The organism is Paraburkholderia sp. BR10141, from assembly GCF_056155635.1.
In genome coordinates this window covers 35,194-53,329 of the sequence record NZ_JBMIQH010000014.1, presented here as the reverse complement: position 1 = coordinate 53,329, position 18,136 = coordinate 35,194, and the positions used below count along the sequence as shown (strand labels likewise).

15 protein-coding genes are annotated in these 18,136 nt (G+C 63.5%); all 15 read right to left on the bottom strand.

The features are described 5' to 3' along the window. Positions 1 to 17 precede the first annotated feature (17 nt). Positions 18 to 869: a F0F1 ATP synthase subunit A gene (gene atpB, locus ACOJB8_RS20220; protein WP_069264450.1), complete on the bottom strand. Its 852-nt coding sequence runs from the start codon at positions 867 to 869 to the stop codon at positions 18 to 20. Between the two features lie 171 nt (positions 870 to 1,040). Next, entirely contained in the window at positions 1,041 to 1,634 is a 594-nt protein-coding gene (locus ACOJB8_RS20215; RefSeq protein ID WP_083245236.1) for an ATP synthase subunit I, read from the bottom strand. A gap of 297 nt (positions 1,635 to 1,931) precedes the next feature. Continuing rightward, positions 1,932 to 3,080: an SLC13 family permease gene (locus ACOJB8_RS20210; protein ID WP_475013897.1), complete on the bottom strand. Its 1,149-nt coding sequence runs from the start codon at positions 3,078 to 3,080 to the stop codon at positions 1,932 to 1,934. Positions 3,081 to 3,132: 52 nt separating this feature from the next. Further along, positions 3,133 to 4,020 (bottom strand): ParB/RepB/Spo0J family partition protein, encoded by an 888-nt coding sequence (locus ACOJB8_RS20205; RefSeq protein WP_042265990.1) that lies wholly within the window; start codon positions 4,018 to 4,020, stop codon positions 3,133 to 3,135. Between the two features lie 20 nt (positions 4,021 to 4,040). Continuing rightward, on the bottom strand, positions 4,041 to 4,811 hold the full coding sequence (locus tag ACOJB8_RS20200) for a ParA family protein (protein ID WP_069264452.1): 771 nt from the start codon (positions 4,809 to 4,811) through the stop codon (positions 4,041 to 4,043). Positions 4,812 to 4,904: 93 nt separating this feature from the next. Beyond that, positions 4,905 to 5,603 (bottom strand): 16S rRNA (guanine(527)-N(7))-methyltransferase RsmG, encoded by a 699-nt coding sequence (rsmG, locus tag ACOJB8_RS20195; protein ID WP_475013894.1) that lies wholly within the window; start codon positions 5,601 to 5,603, stop codon positions 4,905 to 4,907. After that, positions 5,600 to 7,567, bottom strand: a complete 1,968-nt coding sequence (gene mnmG / locus ACOJB8_RS20190; protein ID WP_475013892.1) for a tRNA uridine-5-carboxymethylaminomethyl(34) synthesis enzyme MnmG — start codon at positions 7,565 to 7,567, stop codon at positions 5,600 to 5,602. The genes rsmG and mnmG overlap by 4 nt, the downstream gene beginning before the upstream one ends. A gap of 193 nt (positions 7,568 to 7,760) precedes the next feature. Beyond that, positions 7,761 to 8,510 carry an ABC transporter ATP-binding protein gene (locus ACOJB8_RS20185; RefSeq protein WP_368603726.1) on the bottom strand — a complete coding sequence of 250 codons (750 nt, stop codon included), beginning with the start codon at positions 8,508 to 8,510 and terminating at the stop codon, positions 7,761 to 7,763. Next, on the bottom strand, positions 8,507 to 10,294 hold the full coding sequence (locus tag ACOJB8_RS20180) for a branched-chain amino acid ABC transporter ATP-binding protein/permease (protein ID WP_475013890.1): 1,788 nt from the start codon (positions 10,292 to 10,294) through the stop codon (positions 8,507 to 8,509). The genes ACOJB8_RS20185 and ACOJB8_RS20180 overlap by 4 nt, the downstream gene beginning before the upstream one ends. A 4-nt stretch (positions 10,295 to 10,298) precedes the next feature. Next, on the bottom strand, positions 10,299 to 11,354 hold the full coding sequence (locus ACOJB8_RS20175; RefSeq protein WP_368618554.1) for a branched-chain amino acid ABC transporter permease: 1,056 nt from the start codon (positions 11,352 to 11,354) through the stop codon (positions 10,299 to 10,301). 235 nt (positions 11,355 to 11,589) lie between these two features. Next, a complete protein-coding gene (locus ACOJB8_RS20170; protein WP_069264460.1) occupies positions 11,590 to 12,759 on the bottom strand; it encodes an ABC transporter substrate-binding protein in 1,170 nt (389 codons plus the stop codon). Between the two features lie 282 nt (positions 12,760 to 13,041). Beyond that, entirely contained in the window at positions 13,042 to 14,208 is a 1,167-nt protein-coding gene (locus ACOJB8_RS20165) for an ABC transporter substrate-binding protein (protein WP_475013887.1), read from the bottom strand. 691 nt (positions 14,209 to 14,899) lie between these two features. Then, entirely contained in the window at positions 14,900 to 15,871 is a 972-nt protein-coding gene (locus ACOJB8_RS20160; RefSeq protein ID WP_069264465.1) for a branched-chain amino acid ABC transporter permease, read from the bottom strand. Then, the gene (locus ACOJB8_RS20155) at positions 15,871 to 16,755 is read right to left on the bottom strand and encodes a branched-chain amino acid ABC transporter permease (RefSeq protein WP_368603729.1); all 885 of its coding nucleotides are present in this window, start codon (positions 16,753 to 16,755) and stop codon (positions 15,871 to 15,873) included. Before ACOJB8_RS20155 ends, ACOJB8_RS20160 begins: the two co-directional genes overlap by 1 nt. A gap of 108 nt (positions 16,756 to 16,863) precedes the next feature. Further along, entirely contained in the window at positions 16,864 to 18,081 is a 1,218-nt protein-coding gene (locus ACOJB8_RS20150; protein WP_475013885.1) for an ABC transporter substrate-binding protein, read from the bottom strand. Positions 18,082 to 18,136: the final 55 nt, after the last annotated feature.

Here is an 18,136-nt window from a genome sequence, read left to right as displayed (position 1 = left end):
TCTGGTTTGACGAGCACTTAGTGCTTGTCGTGTGCCTGGCCGATGTACACCAGCGTCAGCATCATGAAAATGAACGCCTGCAGCAGAACGATCAGGATGTGGAAGATCGCCCAGACGCTGCCCGCAATCACGTGGCCGATGAAGCCAAGCACCGTCGTGTCCGCGCCGAAGCTCCACAGACCGCCCAGCAGCGCGATCAGCAGGAACAGCAGCTCGCCTGCATACATGTTGCCGAACAACCGCAGGGCGAGCGAAACCGTCTTGGCGACGAACTCGATGATGTTCAGTGCAAGGTTCGGGATCCACAGCAGCGGATGCGCGCCGAACGGGGCCGAGAGCAGCTCGTGTGCGAAGCCGCCAGGACCCTTGATCTTGAGGTTGTAGTAAATCATCAGCACGAACACGCCGAGCGCGATGCCGAACGTGCCGTTGAGGTCGGCAGTCGGGACGATGCGCTGGTGCGGCAGCGCTTCGGACAGGCCGAGCCAGCCGATCACGCGCGTGGGCAGGTCGACGGGAATGAAGTCGAGCGAGTTCATGAGCGCGACCCAGATGAACACGGTCAGCGCGAGCGGTGCGATGAATGCGCGGTTGCCATGGACGATGGACTTGGACTGGTCCTCGACCATCTCGACCAGCATTTCGATGGCGCACTGGAAGCGGCCCGGTACGCCCGGGGTCGCCTTGCGCGCAGCGAGGCGCAGGATGAGGATCGTCACGACGCCGCACAGAATCGACCAGAACAGCGTGTCGATGTTCCAGACGCTGAAGTCGACGATCGACGTCTGGTGCGAGGTCGCAAAGTTCTGCAAGTGGTGAGCAATGTACTCGGACGGACCCGGTCCGCTCGTTCCTTCGCTAGCTGCCATATCGTTAGAGCCACCCAAATTGTCGAAAATCGTTTTCGGCCGTTCCCGCCGCAATACTGTATTGCGGGAACGCGCCGCCGTGGATCGTGTCTTATCTGCTTCGCATCGGCCAGCTAACTTCCACCGTCATCGCTTCGACGCCCTGATTTGAGGCGGCGCGATGTTGGCGGGTCAGCGCCACGCGAGCGCGATCCAGTATGTCTTTAGTGCGATCAGGTACGTGACGAGCAGCGGAATCCACAGCACGTCGTGATACCAGAACGCGATGGCGACGAACATCGCAATCGTCGCCCCCATCTTGAAGGCTTCACCGAGCATCCAGTTAAATACGGTGCCCGCCCTGCTCAACTGCTTCAGGCGCGCCGCGAACAGCGCACCGGGTAACCAGCAGATCGCTCCGCCCAGGAAGGCCGACAACGCAGCACTGCCCGGCGGCTTATAAAACAGCCACCACGCCAACGTTGCAACCAGGGACAAAACCACTTGCGCCGCGACGACACGAAACGGCGTGACGCGCGATGGGCGACTCACCTGTGCGCCGAAAATTTGCTCGGCTTCGGCCCGGGTGAGCGGAACGATGTCGTTGTTATCTTGCTGGCTGGCGTCCAGTTCATCCCAGCGCGCGTTGTGATCCGCTTTGGAAACAACGCGTCCGGAAGTTCTTGCCGCTGCATCCTGCCCCCGGCTGGATGCTCCGGCTGCGCCCGGCGGTACATCGGGCCCTTCATGCGCCTGTGGCGCTTCGTCTGGCCTCTGACCCACCATCGCTTTATTCCGGAAATTCGCCTTGCACGCGTTTTATTACAGCGTACTTACGGCATCGCCAACCAAATAAATCCGGGCGATTGTAAGCGATAGTTGCAGGCAATTCAAGACTTTAGGCCCTTCAATAACACCCGTGAAATGCGACTTCATGATGCGGAAAACTCAGCGCCGCGAGGGTGTGACCGGTAACTGTAAGGGATGCAGCAGGCAACGCGCAATCATCAGGATGACCAGGTAATTTCGAGCCCATCTGGCGCGCAATCCGGGCTATGCGCCAGGATGTGGGACGGGGTGCCGTCAGAACAGATGCAGCAGCAGCGCGCCGCCCAAAAATGCCGCGATCCAGAACGGCACGGCGACCAGGTGAAACAGCAACCACACGCCGCGCTGGCCGGACAGACGCACGGCGATGAGGTTCGCCAGCGAGCCGATGGCCACCCCGAAGCCCCCCACGCTCACGCCGAACGCGAGCGCGCGCCAGTCATGCGTGAAACCCGCGAGCACAATGGCGGCCGGAACATTGCTAATCACTTGCGACAGCACCGCCCCTGCGGCAAAAGCGCGCATCGGCGTTTGCAGCGACAGTGACGTCAGCGCGTGATGGATGGCGGGCAGCGCGGCCACGCTGCGCAGGACGATGAACATCAGCACGAAGATCAGCAGCAGCAGCCAGTCGATCTTGAGCACGATGCGAATGCGCCAGATCACAAAGCCCGCGGCGACGGCGGCAAGTGCAACGCCTGCGTGGTGCGCATCGGCGAGCAGCACGAACGCGACGAAGAGCACAGCCGCCACGCTCGCAAGCGCCCGGTCGACGCGCTGCGGCGCGGCGTCTTTCGAGAGATCGAGCGGTATGGTCTTGAAAAGAAACGCTGTGAGCAGGATGAGCATCGCCATGAGCAACGCGCAAAGCGGTGCGAGCCCCACGACGAAGCGTCCAAACGATACCCCGCTCACCTGCCAGAGAAACAGGTTCTGCGGGTTGCCGAGCGGCGTGAGCACCGACCCCGCGTTCACGGCAAGCGCGATGACGATCACGAGGCGCTTGAGCGGCAGCGGCGTGAGTTTGTGCAGCGACAGCACGAGCGGCACCACGACGAAAAGCGCCACATCGTTGGTCACGATCATCGCCAGCACCGCGGCCAGCGCGACGAGCAGCAACGCGAGCCCGCGCTCCGAGTGAATGTAGTGGACGAGCTTGTGCGCGAGCCAGGTCAGCAGTCCTGAATATTCGATACCCTTCGTCAGAATGAGCAGACCCGCGAGGGTCATCACCGTTTGCCAGTCGACAAGTGCGGGCAGCGAGGCGATGGGACGAGGTGCGTAAATCTGCAACGCCACGAACGCCACGATGAGGATCGCGAGCACCGGCTCCGAAACGGCGAATGCGCCGATGCGGCGCAACAGGCTCAAGGGCTCAGGCGCGCCCTGCTCCGATTCGCGCACCGGATTTATGCGCCGGCGCGCGCGTTAGCCGCGGCGGCGCGCATCGTGCCCATCACGCTGCCGTCTCGCCGCGCAGGCGCAGCAGGATGCCGTCAAGCGCGTCGAGGTCGCCGAAGTCGACCGTGAGCTGCCCTCGCCCGCGTCGGCCGAGCTTGATCTTCACCGATGCGGCGAGCAGGTCCGACAATTCCTCTTCGAGGCGGCGCGTGTCGCGCCCGCCATCGTGCGCGGCCTTCGCCTTGACTGCCGGTGCGGCCTTCGTGGTGGCCGAAACGAGCTTCTCCGTTTCACGCACCGACATCCGCTTGTTGACCACCTGGTTCGCCAGCGTGATCTGCGTGGCCGCGTCCACGGCGAGCAGCGCACGGGCGTGGCCCATGTCGAGGTCGCCGGCCAGCAGCATGGTCTGCACGGGCGCCGCGAGATTGAGCAAACGCAGCAGGTTCGACACCGCGCTGCGCGAGCGTCCCACCGACTCGGCCGCCTGCTCGTGCGTGAAGCTGAACTCGTCGAGCAGGCGCTGGATGCCCTGCGCCTCTTCCAGCGGATTCAGGTCCTCGCGCTGGATGTTCTCGATCAGTGCCATGGCGGCGGCGGCCTGGTCGGGCACATCCTTCACGAGCACCGGCACTTCGGTGAGGCCAGCGATGTGCGCAGCACGGAAGCGCCGCTCGCCCGCGATGATTTCGTAGCGCCCCGTCGCAACCGGGCGCACGAGAATCGGCTGCATCAGACCCTGCGCGCGAATGCTCGCGGCCAGCTCCTGGAGCGCGCCCTCGTCCATGCGCGTGCGCGGCTGATACTTGCCGGCCTGCATCTGCGTGAGCGGCAGCGTGTTAGGCGCGCCGTCGATCTTCACCGCCTCGGTGATGTCCGCGCTGCCGCCGAGCAATGCTTCCAGCCCCCGGCCCAGCCCCTTCTTCCGTGCTACTGCATTCATCGTGCTTCCCCAGTCTCTCGTCAGAGTGCGCGCACGCGCTCGATCATTTCCGCGCCGAACTGCACATAGGCCTGTGCGCCGCGCGAGGCGCGATCGAACACCACGCCCGGCAAGCCGTAGCTCGGCGCTTCAGCGAGGCGGACGTTGCGCGGGATCACGGCGTCGAAGACCTTGTCGCCGAAGTGCTCTTTCAACTGCTCGGAAACCTGCTGCTGCAACGTAATGCGCGGATCGAACATCACGCGCAGAAGGCCGATCACCTTCAGGTCGCGATTCATGTTCGCGTGGACCTGCTTGATCGTATTGATGAGATCCGAAAGACCTTCGAGCGCGAAGTATTCGCACTGCATCGGGATAACCACGCCATGGGCGGCGCACAGGCCGTTGAGCGTGAGCAGCGAAAGCGCCGGCGGGCAATCGATGAGGACGAAGTCGTAATCGGCGTCGACTTCGGCGAGCGCGGCCTTCAGGCGCCGCTCGCGCTGCTCGACCGTCACGAGTTCCACCTCGGCGCCGGCCAGCTCGCGGTTGGCCGGCAGGACGTCGTAACCGACCTGTTCCGGTCGCGTGCGCGCGGCGTTCACCGTGACACCGTCGACGAGCACCTCGTAGACCGTGTTCTCGCACGCGGCCTTGTCGATGCCGCTGCCCATCGTGGCGTTGCCCTGCGGGTCGAGGTCGATGAGAAGGACACGTTGTCCCTGCGATGCGAGGCTCGCGGCGAGATTGACCGTTGTCGTCGTCTTGCCGACGCCGCCCTTCTGGTTCGCAACGCAGAAGATTTTTGCCATCTTTTGTGTGTCCCTTTTACTGCCTTAAGTAGTTTGCTTACGTTATGACGCAACTGCTTCGCGCACCTTTCGGCCGATTATCGCCGGATCGGCTCAGGCCGCGGCGACCGACTCAACCGACACTTCGATCAAGTGGCGCTCCGCATCGAGCATCGGCACGCTCAGGCGGATCGTGTTCAGCGCCCGGGTGCCGGCCGGCAGACGCTCGATCTCGCCTTCGGGGTGCACACCCTTCATGGCCCAGATCGCGCCACCCTCGGCAACGAGATGACGGGCCAGTGTAACGAAATCGGCGAGATCCGCGAATGCCCGAGACACGATCAAATCGAATTTTTTCGATACTTCGATGCCGGAACGCAGCGATTCGACCCGGCCGGTCACCACCGAGAGGTTCGCGAGTCCGAGTTCAGCCTTCGCCTGCGACTGGAACGCCGACTTCTTCTGCACGATATCGTTGAGCGTGACCTGCCAGTCCGGACGCACGATCGCGAGCACGATGCCGGGCAGTCCGCCGCCGGAGCCGACATCGAGCACCGTTGCGTCGGCGCGCGCCGGCAGGTGCGGCACGATCGAGAGCGAATCGAGAATGTGCTGGATCAGCATCTGGCGCGGATCGCGAATCGCCGTGAGGTTGTACACGGCGTTCCACTTCGCGAGCAGCGCAACGTAGTCGAGCAACTGCTCGTGCTGCCGCTCGGTGAGCTCGACGCCAAGCGCCTGAGCGCCCTCTTTCAGCAGACGAGCGAGCGCGTCGCGGTCCGCAATGCCGGGTTGCCTCGAGCGCCCCGTCATTGCGCCACCGGCGTCGAGTCGATGCCGCTTTCGTCTGCAGCACCCGGATTCTGGCGACGGCGGCCAAGGCCACGCTTGAGGTGAACCATCAGCAACGAAATCGCGGCGGGCGTAATGCCCGAAATGCGCGACGCCTGGCCGATCGTTTCAGGGCGGAACTGGCTCAGCTTCTGGCGCGCCTCGAACGACAGGCCACGCACTTCCGCGTAATCGATGCCTTCAGGCAGGCGGGTATTTTCCTGCGCGCCGTTGCGTTCGATCTCGTCGGCTTGACGATCGATATAGCCCTGATATTTGATGCCGATTTCGATCTGTTCCTTGATCTGGGCTAGCAAAACTTCATCCTCGGCGAGCGGGGTTTCCGGCGCACAAGCGCCTTCGCGCAGACCGCAAACGCCGTCATAGCTCACACCTGGGCGGCGCAGCAGGTCCGCGAGGTTGTATTCGCGGTCAATCGACTTGCCGAGCAATGCCGTCGCTTCTTCCGCCGAAAGCGTCTTGGGGTTCACCCACGTCGACTTCAGACGCTCTGTTTCACGTGAAACAGCATCACGCTTACGGGAGAAGGCGTCCCAACGGACGTCGTCAATCACGCCCAGTTCGCGGCCAATCTCCGTCAGGCGCATATCCGCGTTGTCTTCACGCAGGCTCAAGCGGTATTCGGCTCGGCTCGTGAACATGCGATACGGCTCGGAAACGCCACGCGTCACCAGATCGTCGACCAGCACGCCGAGGTACGCCTGATCGCGGCGCGGGCACCATGCGTCCTTGCCCTGCACCTGGAGGCCTGCGTTCATGCCGGCGAGCAAGCCTTGTGCTGCCGCTTCTTCATAGCCCGTCGTGCCGTTGATCTGGCCCGCAAAAAACAGGCCGTTGATCACCTTGGTTTCGAGCGAAGCCTTGAGGCCGCGCGGGTCGAAATAGTCGTATTCGATCGCGTAGCCCGGACGCAGGATGTGCGCGTGCTCGAGGCCGCGCATCGAGTGCACGAGCTCGAGCTGCACATCGAACGGCAGACTCGTGGAGATGCCGTTCGGGTAGAACTCGTTCGTAGTCAGGCCTTCCGGTTCGAGGAAGATCTGGTGCGATTCCTTTGACGCGAAACGATGAATCTTGTCCTCGATGGACGGGCAATAGCGCGGTCCCACCCCTTCGATCACGCCCGTGTACATCGGCGAGCGGTCGAGACCGCCGCGAATGATGTCGTGGGTGCGCTCATTCGTATGCGTGACCCAGCACGGAATCTGGCGCGGATGCTGTTCCGCGCGGCCAAGAAACGAGAACACCGGCACCGGATCGAGGTCACCGGGCTGCTCTTCGAGCACCGAAAAGTCGATCGTGCGGCCGTCGATACGCGGCGGCGTGCCCGTCTTGAGACGGCCCTGCGGCAGCTTCAGCTCCTTCAGGCGCGACGAGAGCGTCACGGCAGCGGGATCGCCAGCGCGGCCGCCCGTGTAGTTGTTCAGGCCCACGTGGATCTTACCGTCGAGGAAAGTCCCCGCCGTCAGCACGACTGCACGGCTGCGGAAGCGGATGCCCACCTGCGTGACGGCGCCTACGACGCGATCGCCTTCGATCATCAGGTCTTCCACGGCCTGCTGGAATAGCCACAGATTCGGCTGATTCTCGAGACGTCGCCGGATCGCCGCCTTATAAAGAATGCGGTCGGCCTGCGCGCGCGTCGCCCGAACCGCCGGGCCCTTGGACGAATTGAGAATGCGGAACTGGATCCCGCCCTCGTCCGTCGCAGCGGCCATGGCGCCGCCGAGTGCATCGACTTCCTTGACCAGATGGCCCTTGCCAATGCCGCCAATCGACGGATTGCAGCTCATCTGGCCCAGCGTTTCGATGTTGTGCGTGAGCAGGAGCGTCTTGACGCCCATGCGGGCGGCGGCAAGCGCAGCCTCGGTTCCGGCGTGACCGCCGCCGACGACGATTACGTCAAACTCTGTGGGATAAAGCATGGCGGGACCTCACGCAAGGACGAAACGACCGCGTGAGCCTTCTCGGAAAAGTGGTATGCGCGAATTATAACGGTTTCGGGTTTTCGGCCGTTCACACCCGAATTTTGTTCCCCAGACGCGCCGGCGTTGAACAAAAAAAAAGCGGCGTGTTTCACGTGAAACACGCCGCTCATTTCTACAGCGATAGACGAAGTCAGACCGGTTTCTTCGCCAACCCGAGATACGTTTCGATCACGCGCGGGTTCTGCGCCAACTCCCCCGCCGGTCCTTCTAGCGCCAGGTCGCCAGTTTCCAGCACGTAGCCGTAGTCGGAAATCTGCAGTGCAGCGCGCGCGTTCTGCTCGATGAGCAGCGTCGCGACGCCCGTTTGCCGCAGCGCGCTGATGATGTGGAAGATTTCCTTCACGATCAGCGGTGCGAGACCGAGGCTCGGCTCGTCGAGCATCAGAAGATCGGGCTTGCCCATCAATGCGCGGCCGACTGCGAGCATCTGGCGCTCGCCGCCCGAGAGCGTGCCTGCCGCCTGTGCGCGGCGTTCTTTCAAGCGCGGAAACAGCGTGAAAACAGGTTCGAGCTGGTCGAGGAAATTACGCTCACCGGCGCGCTTGCGGCGATACGCGCCGAGCACGAGGTTGTCCTCCACCGTCATCGAGGCGAACAACTCGCGCTTTTCCGGCACGAGACACATGCCGCGCGCCACGCGTCGCTCGATCGGCAGCGCGCCAATCTCCTCGCCCATATAAGCGATGCGGCCGCTCGCATGTCCCGTCACGGGCAGCGCGCCCATGATGGCGTTGAGCAGCGTGGACTTGCCCGCGCCGTTGGGACCGATCACGGAGACGATCTGCCCCGCGCCCACCCTGATCGCCGCCTTGTGCAGCGCCTCGATCTTGCCGTAGCGAACCGCGAGCCCGGAGACTTCCAGAACGGGTGCCGTCATCATTCCACCCCGCCCAGATATGCTTCCAGAACGGCCGGATCCTTCTGCACCTCTTGCGGCAAACCTTCCGCGATACGCGTGCCGAACTCCATCACCACGAGGCGGTCGGTGAGATTCATCACGAAATCCATGTCGTGTTCGACCAGCAGCACGCTCATCCCCTCTTCTCTCAGCTTGCGCAGCAATGCCGCCAACTGTTGCTTTTCCTTGTAACGCAGGCCAGCCGCAGGCTCGTCGAGCAGCAGCAAGGTCGGCTCGCAGCACAGCGCGCGGGCGATCTCGAGGATGCGTTGCTGACCGAGCGCGAGGCTGCCCGCTTCGTCATACATATGCTGTTCGAGGCCCACGCGACGGATCTGCTTTGCGGCCTCGCTCATGAGCCTGCCCTCTTCCGTGGCATTGAGTTTGGCCACGCTGCGCAGCACGCCCGCGTGACCACGCAGGTGCGCGCCGATGGCGACGTTCTCGAGCACCGTCATCGTCGGCAGCAGCTTGACGTGCTGGAACGTGCGGCCAATACCGCGCGCGACGATTTCACGTGAAGTGAGGCGGTCGATGCGCTCGCCGCGGAACGTGATCTCACCGCTGGTCGGCTGAAGCACGCCAGTCACGAGATTGAAGGTCGTCGACTTGCCCGCACCGTTGGGACCGATCAGGCCGATGATCTGCCCCGCCTTCACTTCGAAGCTCACGTCGTTCACCGCCACGAGACCGCCGAACTGCTTGCGCGCCTTGTTCACCGTCAGCAGCATTTCGCCGGTGGCCGGCTTGCTGCGCTGCGGCAAAGCCTCGGCATGCTCGGGCACATGCGCCTGCGGACCACGCGGGAAGAAGCGCGCCACGAACGGCCAGACGCCGCGCCGCGCGTATTGCAGCAGCAGCACCATCAGAATGCCGAACACGATGATCTCGAAGTTGCCGTTCTCGCCAAGCAGCTTCGGCAGCAGGGTTTGCAGCCAGTCCTGCAGCACGGTGAGAATCGCCGCGCCCAGCACTGCGCCCCAGACGTGCGCCACGCCGCCCACCACGGCCATGAAGAGATATTCGATGCCGTGATTCAGACCGAACGGCGTCGGGTTCACCGCGCGCTGCAAGTGCGCGTACAGGAAGCCCGAAACGGCTGCGAGCACGGCCGCATAGACGAAGATCACCACACGCATCCAGCCGGTGTTCACGCCCATGGCCTCGGCCATCATGCCGCCGCCGCGCAGCGCGCGAATCGCGCGCCCCATGCGGCTATTAAGCAGATTCTGAACGGACACCACGGACGCAAGCACCACTACCCAGATCAGGTAGTAGATATGGCGGCCCGATTCGAGGTCGATGCCCAGCACGTTCAGCACGGGAATGCCGTTGATGCCATCGTACTTGCCGAGCATGTCGAGGTTGCCGAACAGGAAGAACAGCGCGAGGCCCCAGGCGATCGTGCCGAGCGGCAGGAAGTGGCCCGACAGACGCATCGTGACGAGCCCCAGAACGAGCGCCACGAGCGCCGTGATCACCACGCCGACGATGAGTGCCAACCAGGGCGAAACGCCGTACTGCGTCGTCAGATAAGCAGTCGCGTAAGCCCCGAGCCCGACGAACGCGGCCTGCCCGAAGCTCGTCATCCCGCCGATGCCGGTGAGCAGCACGAGCCCGATCGCGACGATCGAATACAGGCCGATGTAGTTGAGCAGCGTGATCCAGTACTCGGGCACGTGCACCGGATGCGGCAGCACGGGCAACGCGAACATCACCACGAGGAACAGCCAGAAGAAGCGGTTGTGCATGACGAATCGTTTCATCGCGTCACTCCTCTTCCTCTTCGGCGTGCGGCGTCGAGAGCGAGCGCCACAGCAGCACCGGGATGATCAGCGTGAACACGATCACTTCCTTGTAAGAGCTCGCCCAGAACGACGAGTAAGACTCCAGCAGGCCCACGAGCACGGACCCTGCCGCAGCCAGCGGATAGCTCACCAGGCCGCCGATAATGGCGCCTACGAAGCCCTTGAGGCCGATCAGAAAGCCCGAGTCGTAGTAGATGGTGGTGAGCGGCGAGACGAGGATGCCGCACAGCGCGCCGAGGCCCGCGGCGAGCGTGAACGCGAGCCGCCCGGCCTGCGTGGTGCCGATGCCGACGAGGCGCGCGCCGAGCCGGTTCACCGAGGTCGCGCGCAGCGCCTTGCCCGAAATCGTGCGATCGAAATAGAGATACAGCGCGACGATCAACACGGCGGCCGTGCCGATCACCCAGAGGCTTTGGCCCGAGATCGACAGGCTGCCGATGTTGAACGTGGCGTCGGAGAACGCGTTCGTGCGCGAGCCTTCCGCGCCGAACATCACGAGCCCGAGGCCCACCATCGCGAAGTGCACGGCCACCGCTACGATCAGCAGCAGCAGCGTGGTCGCCTCGGCGATGGGCTCATAGGCGAGGCGATAGATGAACGGCCCCATCGGCACCACGATCGCAAGCGTGAGCGCGATCTGTACGAGCATCGGCAACTGCTGGCTCGCTACGCCGCGCGTGACCGCATAGAGCGCGATGGGAAAGAGCAGATACTTGCCGGCAAGCGTCACGAGCGTGCGCGCCGCGTGGCGCCGCCGTTCGGCGCGACGCACGAGCCCGGCGGTCTCGACCAGGAAGCACGCCGCACCGAGCGCGACGAGCAGCCAGCAGGTGGCCGGAAACTTCTGCGATTGCAGCGCGGCGAGCGTGAGCGCGCCATATGAAACGAATTCGCCCTGCGGAATGAAGATCACCCGCGTCACGGAAAACACCAGCACCAGGGCGAGCGCTAGCAGCGCATAGATCGCACCGGTGGTGATGCCGTCCTGCGCGAGGATCGCGGCGATCGATAAATCCATACTCCCCTCTTCCTGAAACCTTCTGGAACCTGGAAAAACAGCGGCGTCGAAAAACGGCAATGCGGGAAAGAACCGCCGAAGGCGCGGTTCGGCCTTCGGCTGTGAAAAGCCGGTGCGCAGCAACGGAGCTGCGCACCGGTCATGCTCGTACGTGATTCTCAGTGGCCAGAATGACGCTGTAACGCGCGCGCGTGTTCCACGGGAAAACGCACTGCGCTTTCCCGTGCGCCGCACGTTATTCGCTCTGCAGCTTCCACTTGTTGTTGACGATCTCGACGATCACGCGTGCGCGCTGGTCGAGGCCCGCATGATCCGTCGAGCTCATGTTGAAGATGCCGTGCGCGCCCGCCGCGTCCTGCGAGTTTTCGAGCGCGGCGCGCAGCGCCACGCGGAACGCCTCGGTGCCCGGCTGGCCCGCCTTCAGCGCGACCGGAATCGCGCGCTGGAGCAACTGGCCGGCGTCCCATGCATGACCGCCGAAGGTCGCCACCGTGCCAACGCCATAGGCCTTCTCATAGGCCGTCTTGTAGGCCAGTGCCGACTTCTTCACGGGGTTCGAATCGGGCAACTGGTCGGCCACGAGAATCGGGCCTGCGGGCAGCAGCTCGCCTTCGCAATCCTTGCCGCAGACGCGCAGGAAGTCGTTATTCGCCACGCCGTGCGTCTGATAGATCTTGCCCTTGTAGCCGCGATCCTTGAGCGTGGTCGCGGGCAGCGCCGCGGGCGTGCCGGAACCGGCGATCAGAATCGCATCGGGGTTCGCCGACATCAGCTTGAGCGCCTGGCCCGTCACTGACGAGTCGGTGCGGTTGTAGCGCTCATTCGCCACGATCTTGAGGTTGTGCTTGCCGGCCGCGCTGGTGAACTCCTTGAGCCAGCTGTCGCCGTAGGCGTCGGTGAAGCCGATGAAGCCCACCGTCTTCACGCCCTGCTTCTCCATGTAGCTCGCGAGCGCGTCGGCCATCAGGCTGTCGTTCTGCGGCGTCTTGAAGGCCCACTGACGCTTCGCGTCGATCGGCTCGACGATCGCGGCGGATGCGGCGAGCGAAATCATCGGCGTCTTGCCCTGCGCGACGACGTCGAGCATGGCGAGCGAGTTCGGCGTGACCGACGAGCCGATGATGGCGTCCACGTGGTCTTCGTCGATCAGCTTGTGCGTGTTCTGCACGGCCTTGCTCGTGTCCGAGGCGTCGTCGAGCACGATGTACTGCACGCTCTTGCCCGCGATCTCCTTGGGCAGCAGCGCGATGGTGTTCTTCTCGGGAATGCCGAGTGACGCGGCCGGCCCCGTTGCCGAGAGCGTCACGCCAATCTTCACCTGCGCGGCGGCGATGCCCGCCGTGCCCATCAGCGCCGCTGCGAGTCCGGCACTAATCGAGCTCAATACCCACTTCTTCGTTTTCATTGCGCGTCTCCAAACGCTTGGTCTGCGTGTTGTCGATTGATCCTGCGCCGATTACTAGGATGTTCGTGAATCGGCGCCGGCCTTTGAGTGTAGTAATCGGGATCGCGCGTGTAATGCATGGTTTTCCCTGCCTGCGGCGCCGCACAAGCCGCCGCGCGCCAGGGGGCGCTCTCCGCTTTGTCGCCTGCTCCCCTACTGCTGCAAAGCCGTTGTCACGGCAACAAAAAAGGCACCTCGATCGAGCGTGCCTTTTTCGTGTTTCGTGCGTCATTCAACCGGCGCTCAATCGCCGGCGAGTTTCCACTTGCCGCCGACGATCTCCACCATCACGCGGGCACGCTGGTCGAGACCCGCGTGGTCCGTCGCGCTCATGGTGAAGATGCCGTGCGCGCCTGCCACATCGTGCGAGTTTTCAAGCGCGGCGCGCAGCGCTTCGCGGAAGGCCTTCGAGCCCGGCTGACCCGCTTTCAGCGCGACCGGAATCGCGTGCTGGAGCAGGAGGCCTGCGTCCCACGCGTGACCGCCGAACGTCGAAATCGAGCCTGCGCCATAGGCCTTTTCATACGCGGCCTTGTACGCAAGCGCCGATTGCTTCACGGGATTCGAGTCAGGCATTTGATCGGCGACGAGCAACGGCCCTGCCGGTAGGTATGTGCCGTCGCAGTCCTTGCCGCACACGCGCAGGAAGTCGTTGTTGGCCACACCGTGGGTCTGGTAGTACTTGCCCGCGTAGCCGCGCTCCTTGAGCGTTTTCTGCGGCAGCGCGGCCGGCGTGCCCGCACCCGCGATGAGCACCGCGTCGGGGTGCTGCGAGATCATCTTGAGCACCTGGCCCGTGACCGAGGCATCGTTACGCGCGAAGCGTTCGTTCGCGACGACCTTGATGTTCTGTTTCGAACCGGCCGCGCTGAATTCCTTGTACCAGCTCTCGCCATAGGCGTCTGCGAAGCCGATGAAGGCCACCGTCTTCACGCCGTGCGCGGCCATGTGCTGCGCGATGGCGCCGGCCATCAACGCGTCGTTCTGCGGCGTCTTGAAGACCCATGAGCGCTTGGCATCCATCGGTTCGACGATGGAGGCCGCTGCGGCCATCGAGATCATCGGCGTGGACGTTTCCGCGGCCACGTCGATCATGGCGAGCGAGTTCGGCACGACAGTCGAGCCGATCAAGGCGTCGACGTGATCTTCGCTCGTGAGCTTGCGCGCGTTCTTCACCGCCTGCGTGGAATCGGTGGCGTCGTCGAGCACGATGTAATCGACTTTCTGGCCCGCGATTTCCTTCGGCAGCAGCGCAACCGTGTTCTTTTCCGGAATCCCGAGCGAGGCAGCCGGCCCCGTCGCCGACAGCGTCACTCCGATCTTCACATCTGCATACGCCCCGCCGGCCGTCGCCGCGAGCACCCCGGTCGCGACGCAAGCCGCCCCCATCCAACGCAAAACCAACTGCATCTCCACTCCTTCTATATTCGTTTTCTTTATTGCTACGGATTTGTGGCGCACCGCGGCCGATCACCTCATAGTCCAACCGATAATCGTCTGCGGGAAATCAACGCAAAAATGCTGACCGCATGGTCGGTGATTGGCGAGTGTAGCGGTCTGCGTATTCGGATGGCAAGCGCTTTCCATCTGCTTACAGTGAGCAGGATTGCGCGCGCGTTTTGCGTAATGCGCAAACGCTTGTGCAGTGGGCAAAGTGCTGCCGCGCGGCCTGATTTGCGTAATACGGGAAGGGATAATCGGTGCGTGCGAAGGTGCGTAAGTCGCATGCCTCGCAGCGGAAAAAAGATAATCGGCTCGCCGTTGAAAACAGGCGTAGAAATATAAAAAGCGCTGTTGGACTCTCATCCAACAGCGCTTCCTTGTCCGGGCACTTGGTGCCTCAGTTGTCTCCTCGTTCTCCACCTGCAAATTCGGTGCATCAGAACTAAGCGCAACTTTAAACTTCACCCCCCTCTGCAGCAACTAGCATTTACCCTAGTGGTGCAGTGCGGCACCGAAATGGGGCGTGGCGCCACAGGTTTGTCGCACAACGGGGCGCTGCGGGATGCCGCAGCGCGACGTCCTTGCGCGGGCTATGCCAGCTCGCGCCGACCGGCGATCATTCTATCGCAGTGCAGAGCAGTCCTGGCACGCCAGTTCGTCAAGCGCGCAAGGGCCGCACGCGCGCCACGACCTCGCCGACAATGCCGCGCCGGAACGCCAGCACGCAGGCAATGAAGATGATCCCCGTGACGATCGTTGTGGACTCACCGAGTGAGCGGAACCACTCCACGCCCGTCCCTCTCGCGAGCGCCGTGCCGATGTCGCCCAGCCGGTCCTCCAGCGCGACGATCAGCGTCGCGCCGAGCAGCGGCCCGAACAGCGTGCCCATGCCGCCCACGAGCGTCATGAGGATCACGAGGCCGGACATGGTCCAGTACGCGTCGCCGAGCGTTTCGAAGCCGAGTACGAGCACCTTGAGCGCGCCGGCCAGACCCGCGAGCCCCGCCGACAACACGAACGCGAGCAGCTTGAAGCGGTCTGTGTCGTAGCCGAGCGAGACGGCGCGCGGCTCGTTCTCCTTGATCGCCACGAGTACCTGCCCGAACGGCGAATGCACGATGCGCACGATCAGACCGAACGCGAGCACCATCACGACGAGCACGACGTAGTAGAGCGAGAGATCGGAACCGAGCGAAAGCACGCCGAACAGCTTGCCGCGCGGCACGCCTTGCAGACCGTCTTCGCCGTGCGTGAACGGCGCCTGCAGGAACACGAAGTAGACCATTTGCGCGAGCGCGAGCGTGACCATGGAGAAGTAGATGCCCTGCCGGCGAATCGCGAAAATGCCTACCACGAGCCCGAGGACGGTGGCCACCGCCGTGCCCGCGAGCACGCCCACCTCGGGCGTGAAGTTGAGCGACTGGATCGCATAGCCTGCCGTGTAGCCCGCGCTCGCGAGAAACATCGCATGGCCGAACGAAAGCAGGCCCGTGTAGCCGATCAGCAGGTTGAACGCCGCGGCGAACAGGGCGAAGCAGAGCACCTTCATCACGAAGAGCGGATAGGCGCCGGCGAACGGCGCGACGATCAGCCCGATCAGCAACAAACCATAGAGCGCTTTTCTTTGCATCATCGTTCCTTGCCGAAGAGACCAGCGGGGCGAATCAGCAGCACGATCGCCATGATTACGAACACCACGGTCGCGGAGGCCTCGGGCCAGAACACCCGTGTGAAGCCTTCGATCACGCCGAGCATGAGGCCGGTGAGGATCGAGCCCATGATCGAGCCCATGCCGCCGATCACGACCACGGCGAACACAGTGATGATCATCGGCTGGCCCATGAGCGGCGAGACCTGGATCACGGGCGCGGCGAGCACGCCCGCAAACGCCGCGAGTGCGACGCCGAAGCCGTAGGTCAGCGTGATCATGAGCGGCACGTTGATGCCGAACGCCTCGACGAGCTTGGGGTTCTCCGTGCCCGCGCGCAGATACGCGCCAAGGCGTGTTTTTTCGATCACGAACCAGGTCGCGAAACACACGGCAAGCGAAGCCACCACCACCCAGGCGCGGTAGTTGGGCAAATACATGAAGCCGAGATTGGTCGCGCCGGCGAGCAGGCCGGGCACATCATAGGGCTGCCCCGACGAGCCGTAGATCGAGCGGAACACGCCCTCCACCACGAGCGTGAGGCCGAAAGTGAGCAGGAGTCCGTACAGATGATCGAGCTTATAAAGCCAGCGCAGCATGGAGCGCTCGATCACGACGCCGAACAGGCCGACCACGAGTGGAGCGACGACGAGCATCGCCCAGTACGGCAGATCGAAGTACGCGAGCCCCATCCATGTGAGCATCGCGCCCAGCATGAACAACGCGCCGTGGGCGAAGTTGATCACGTTGAGCATGCCGAAGATCACCGCGAGACCGAGACTCAGGATCGCGTAGAACGAGCCGTTCACGAGCCCGAGCAGCAACTGGCTCAGCATTGCCGGAAGCGGAATGCCAAAAATCGTCATGAGAGCCGCCATGAATGCATTAACGGATTACGCAATCATGCCGCGCCCGGCGCACCCACCTCGGGGCGCCGGGCGCGGCATCCGACTGCAGCATTTACGCGCTCGCGCTTACTTCCACAGCGCGCACTTGCTCTCCTGCTTCGTCGTATAGGCCTGCTCGCCCGGGATCGTCTGCAGCACCTTGTAGTAGTCCCACGGCTTCTTCGACTCCGACGGCTTCTTCACCTCGACGAGATACATGTCGTGGATCAGCACGCCGTCCTGGCGAATGTAGCCGCCCTTGGTATAGAAGTCGTTGACCTTGGTCTTCTTGAGCTGCTCCATGACCTTGTCGGAGTCCGTCGTGCCGGCCGCCTGCACCGCCTTCAGATAGTTCGTCACCGCCGAATAGTCAGCCGCCTGCAGTTCGGACGGCATCTTCTTCGTCTGGTCGAAGTAGCGCTGCGCCCACTTGCGCGTGTCGTCGTTCTGGTCCCAGTACCAGCCGGTCGTCAGCACGAGGCCCTGTGTGGTGTCGAGCCCAAGGCTGTGCACGTCGGGCAGGAACATCAGTAGCGCCGCGGTCTTCATCGTCTTGTTGATGCCGAATTCCTTCGCGGCCTTGATCGCGTTGACCGTGTCGCCACCCGCGTTCGCGAGGCCGAGGATCTGCGCCTTCGAGGCTTGCGCCTGCAGCAGGAACGACGAGAAGTCCGACGCCGAGAGCGGATGGCGCACTTCGCCGAGCACCTGGCCGCCGTTCGCCTTCACGACGTCCGCGGTGTTCTTCTCGAGCGACTTGCCGAACGCGTAGTCTGCGGTCAGGAAGAACCAGCTCTTGCCGCCCTGCTTGAGCACCGCGAGGCCCGTGCCCTTCGCGAGCGCGACCGTGTCATAGCCGTAGTGGACCGTGTACGGCGTGCACTGCTCGTTCGTCAGGGCGTCCGTGCCCGCGCCCGTGTTGAAGTACACCTTCTTCTTCTCTTGCGCGACCTGGTTCATCGCCAGCGCCGTCGCCGAGTTCGTGCCGCCGAGCAGCATGGTGAGCCCGTCACGGTCGAACCATTCGCGCGCCTTCGAGGCGGCGATGTCGGCCTTGTTCTGGTGATCGGCGTACTCGATCTGGATCGGCTTGCCGAGCACCTTGCCGCCGAAGTCCGCGACCGCCATCTTGATCGCCGTGAGGCCGCCCTGGCCGTCGTCGTCGGCGTAAAGGCCGGACATGTCCGTGATGAAGCCGATCTTCACCGCGTCGTCGGCGGCCTGCGCGCCCCCCGCGCTGAACGCCATCGCAGCTGCCGAGGCGGCAAAAAGGCCCGCGAGCCGCGCGAACGTGGTTTTCTTCATTGCAGTCTCCTTCCTTGGTTGCGTAATTATCAGGAATACTCCATGAACATCGGAG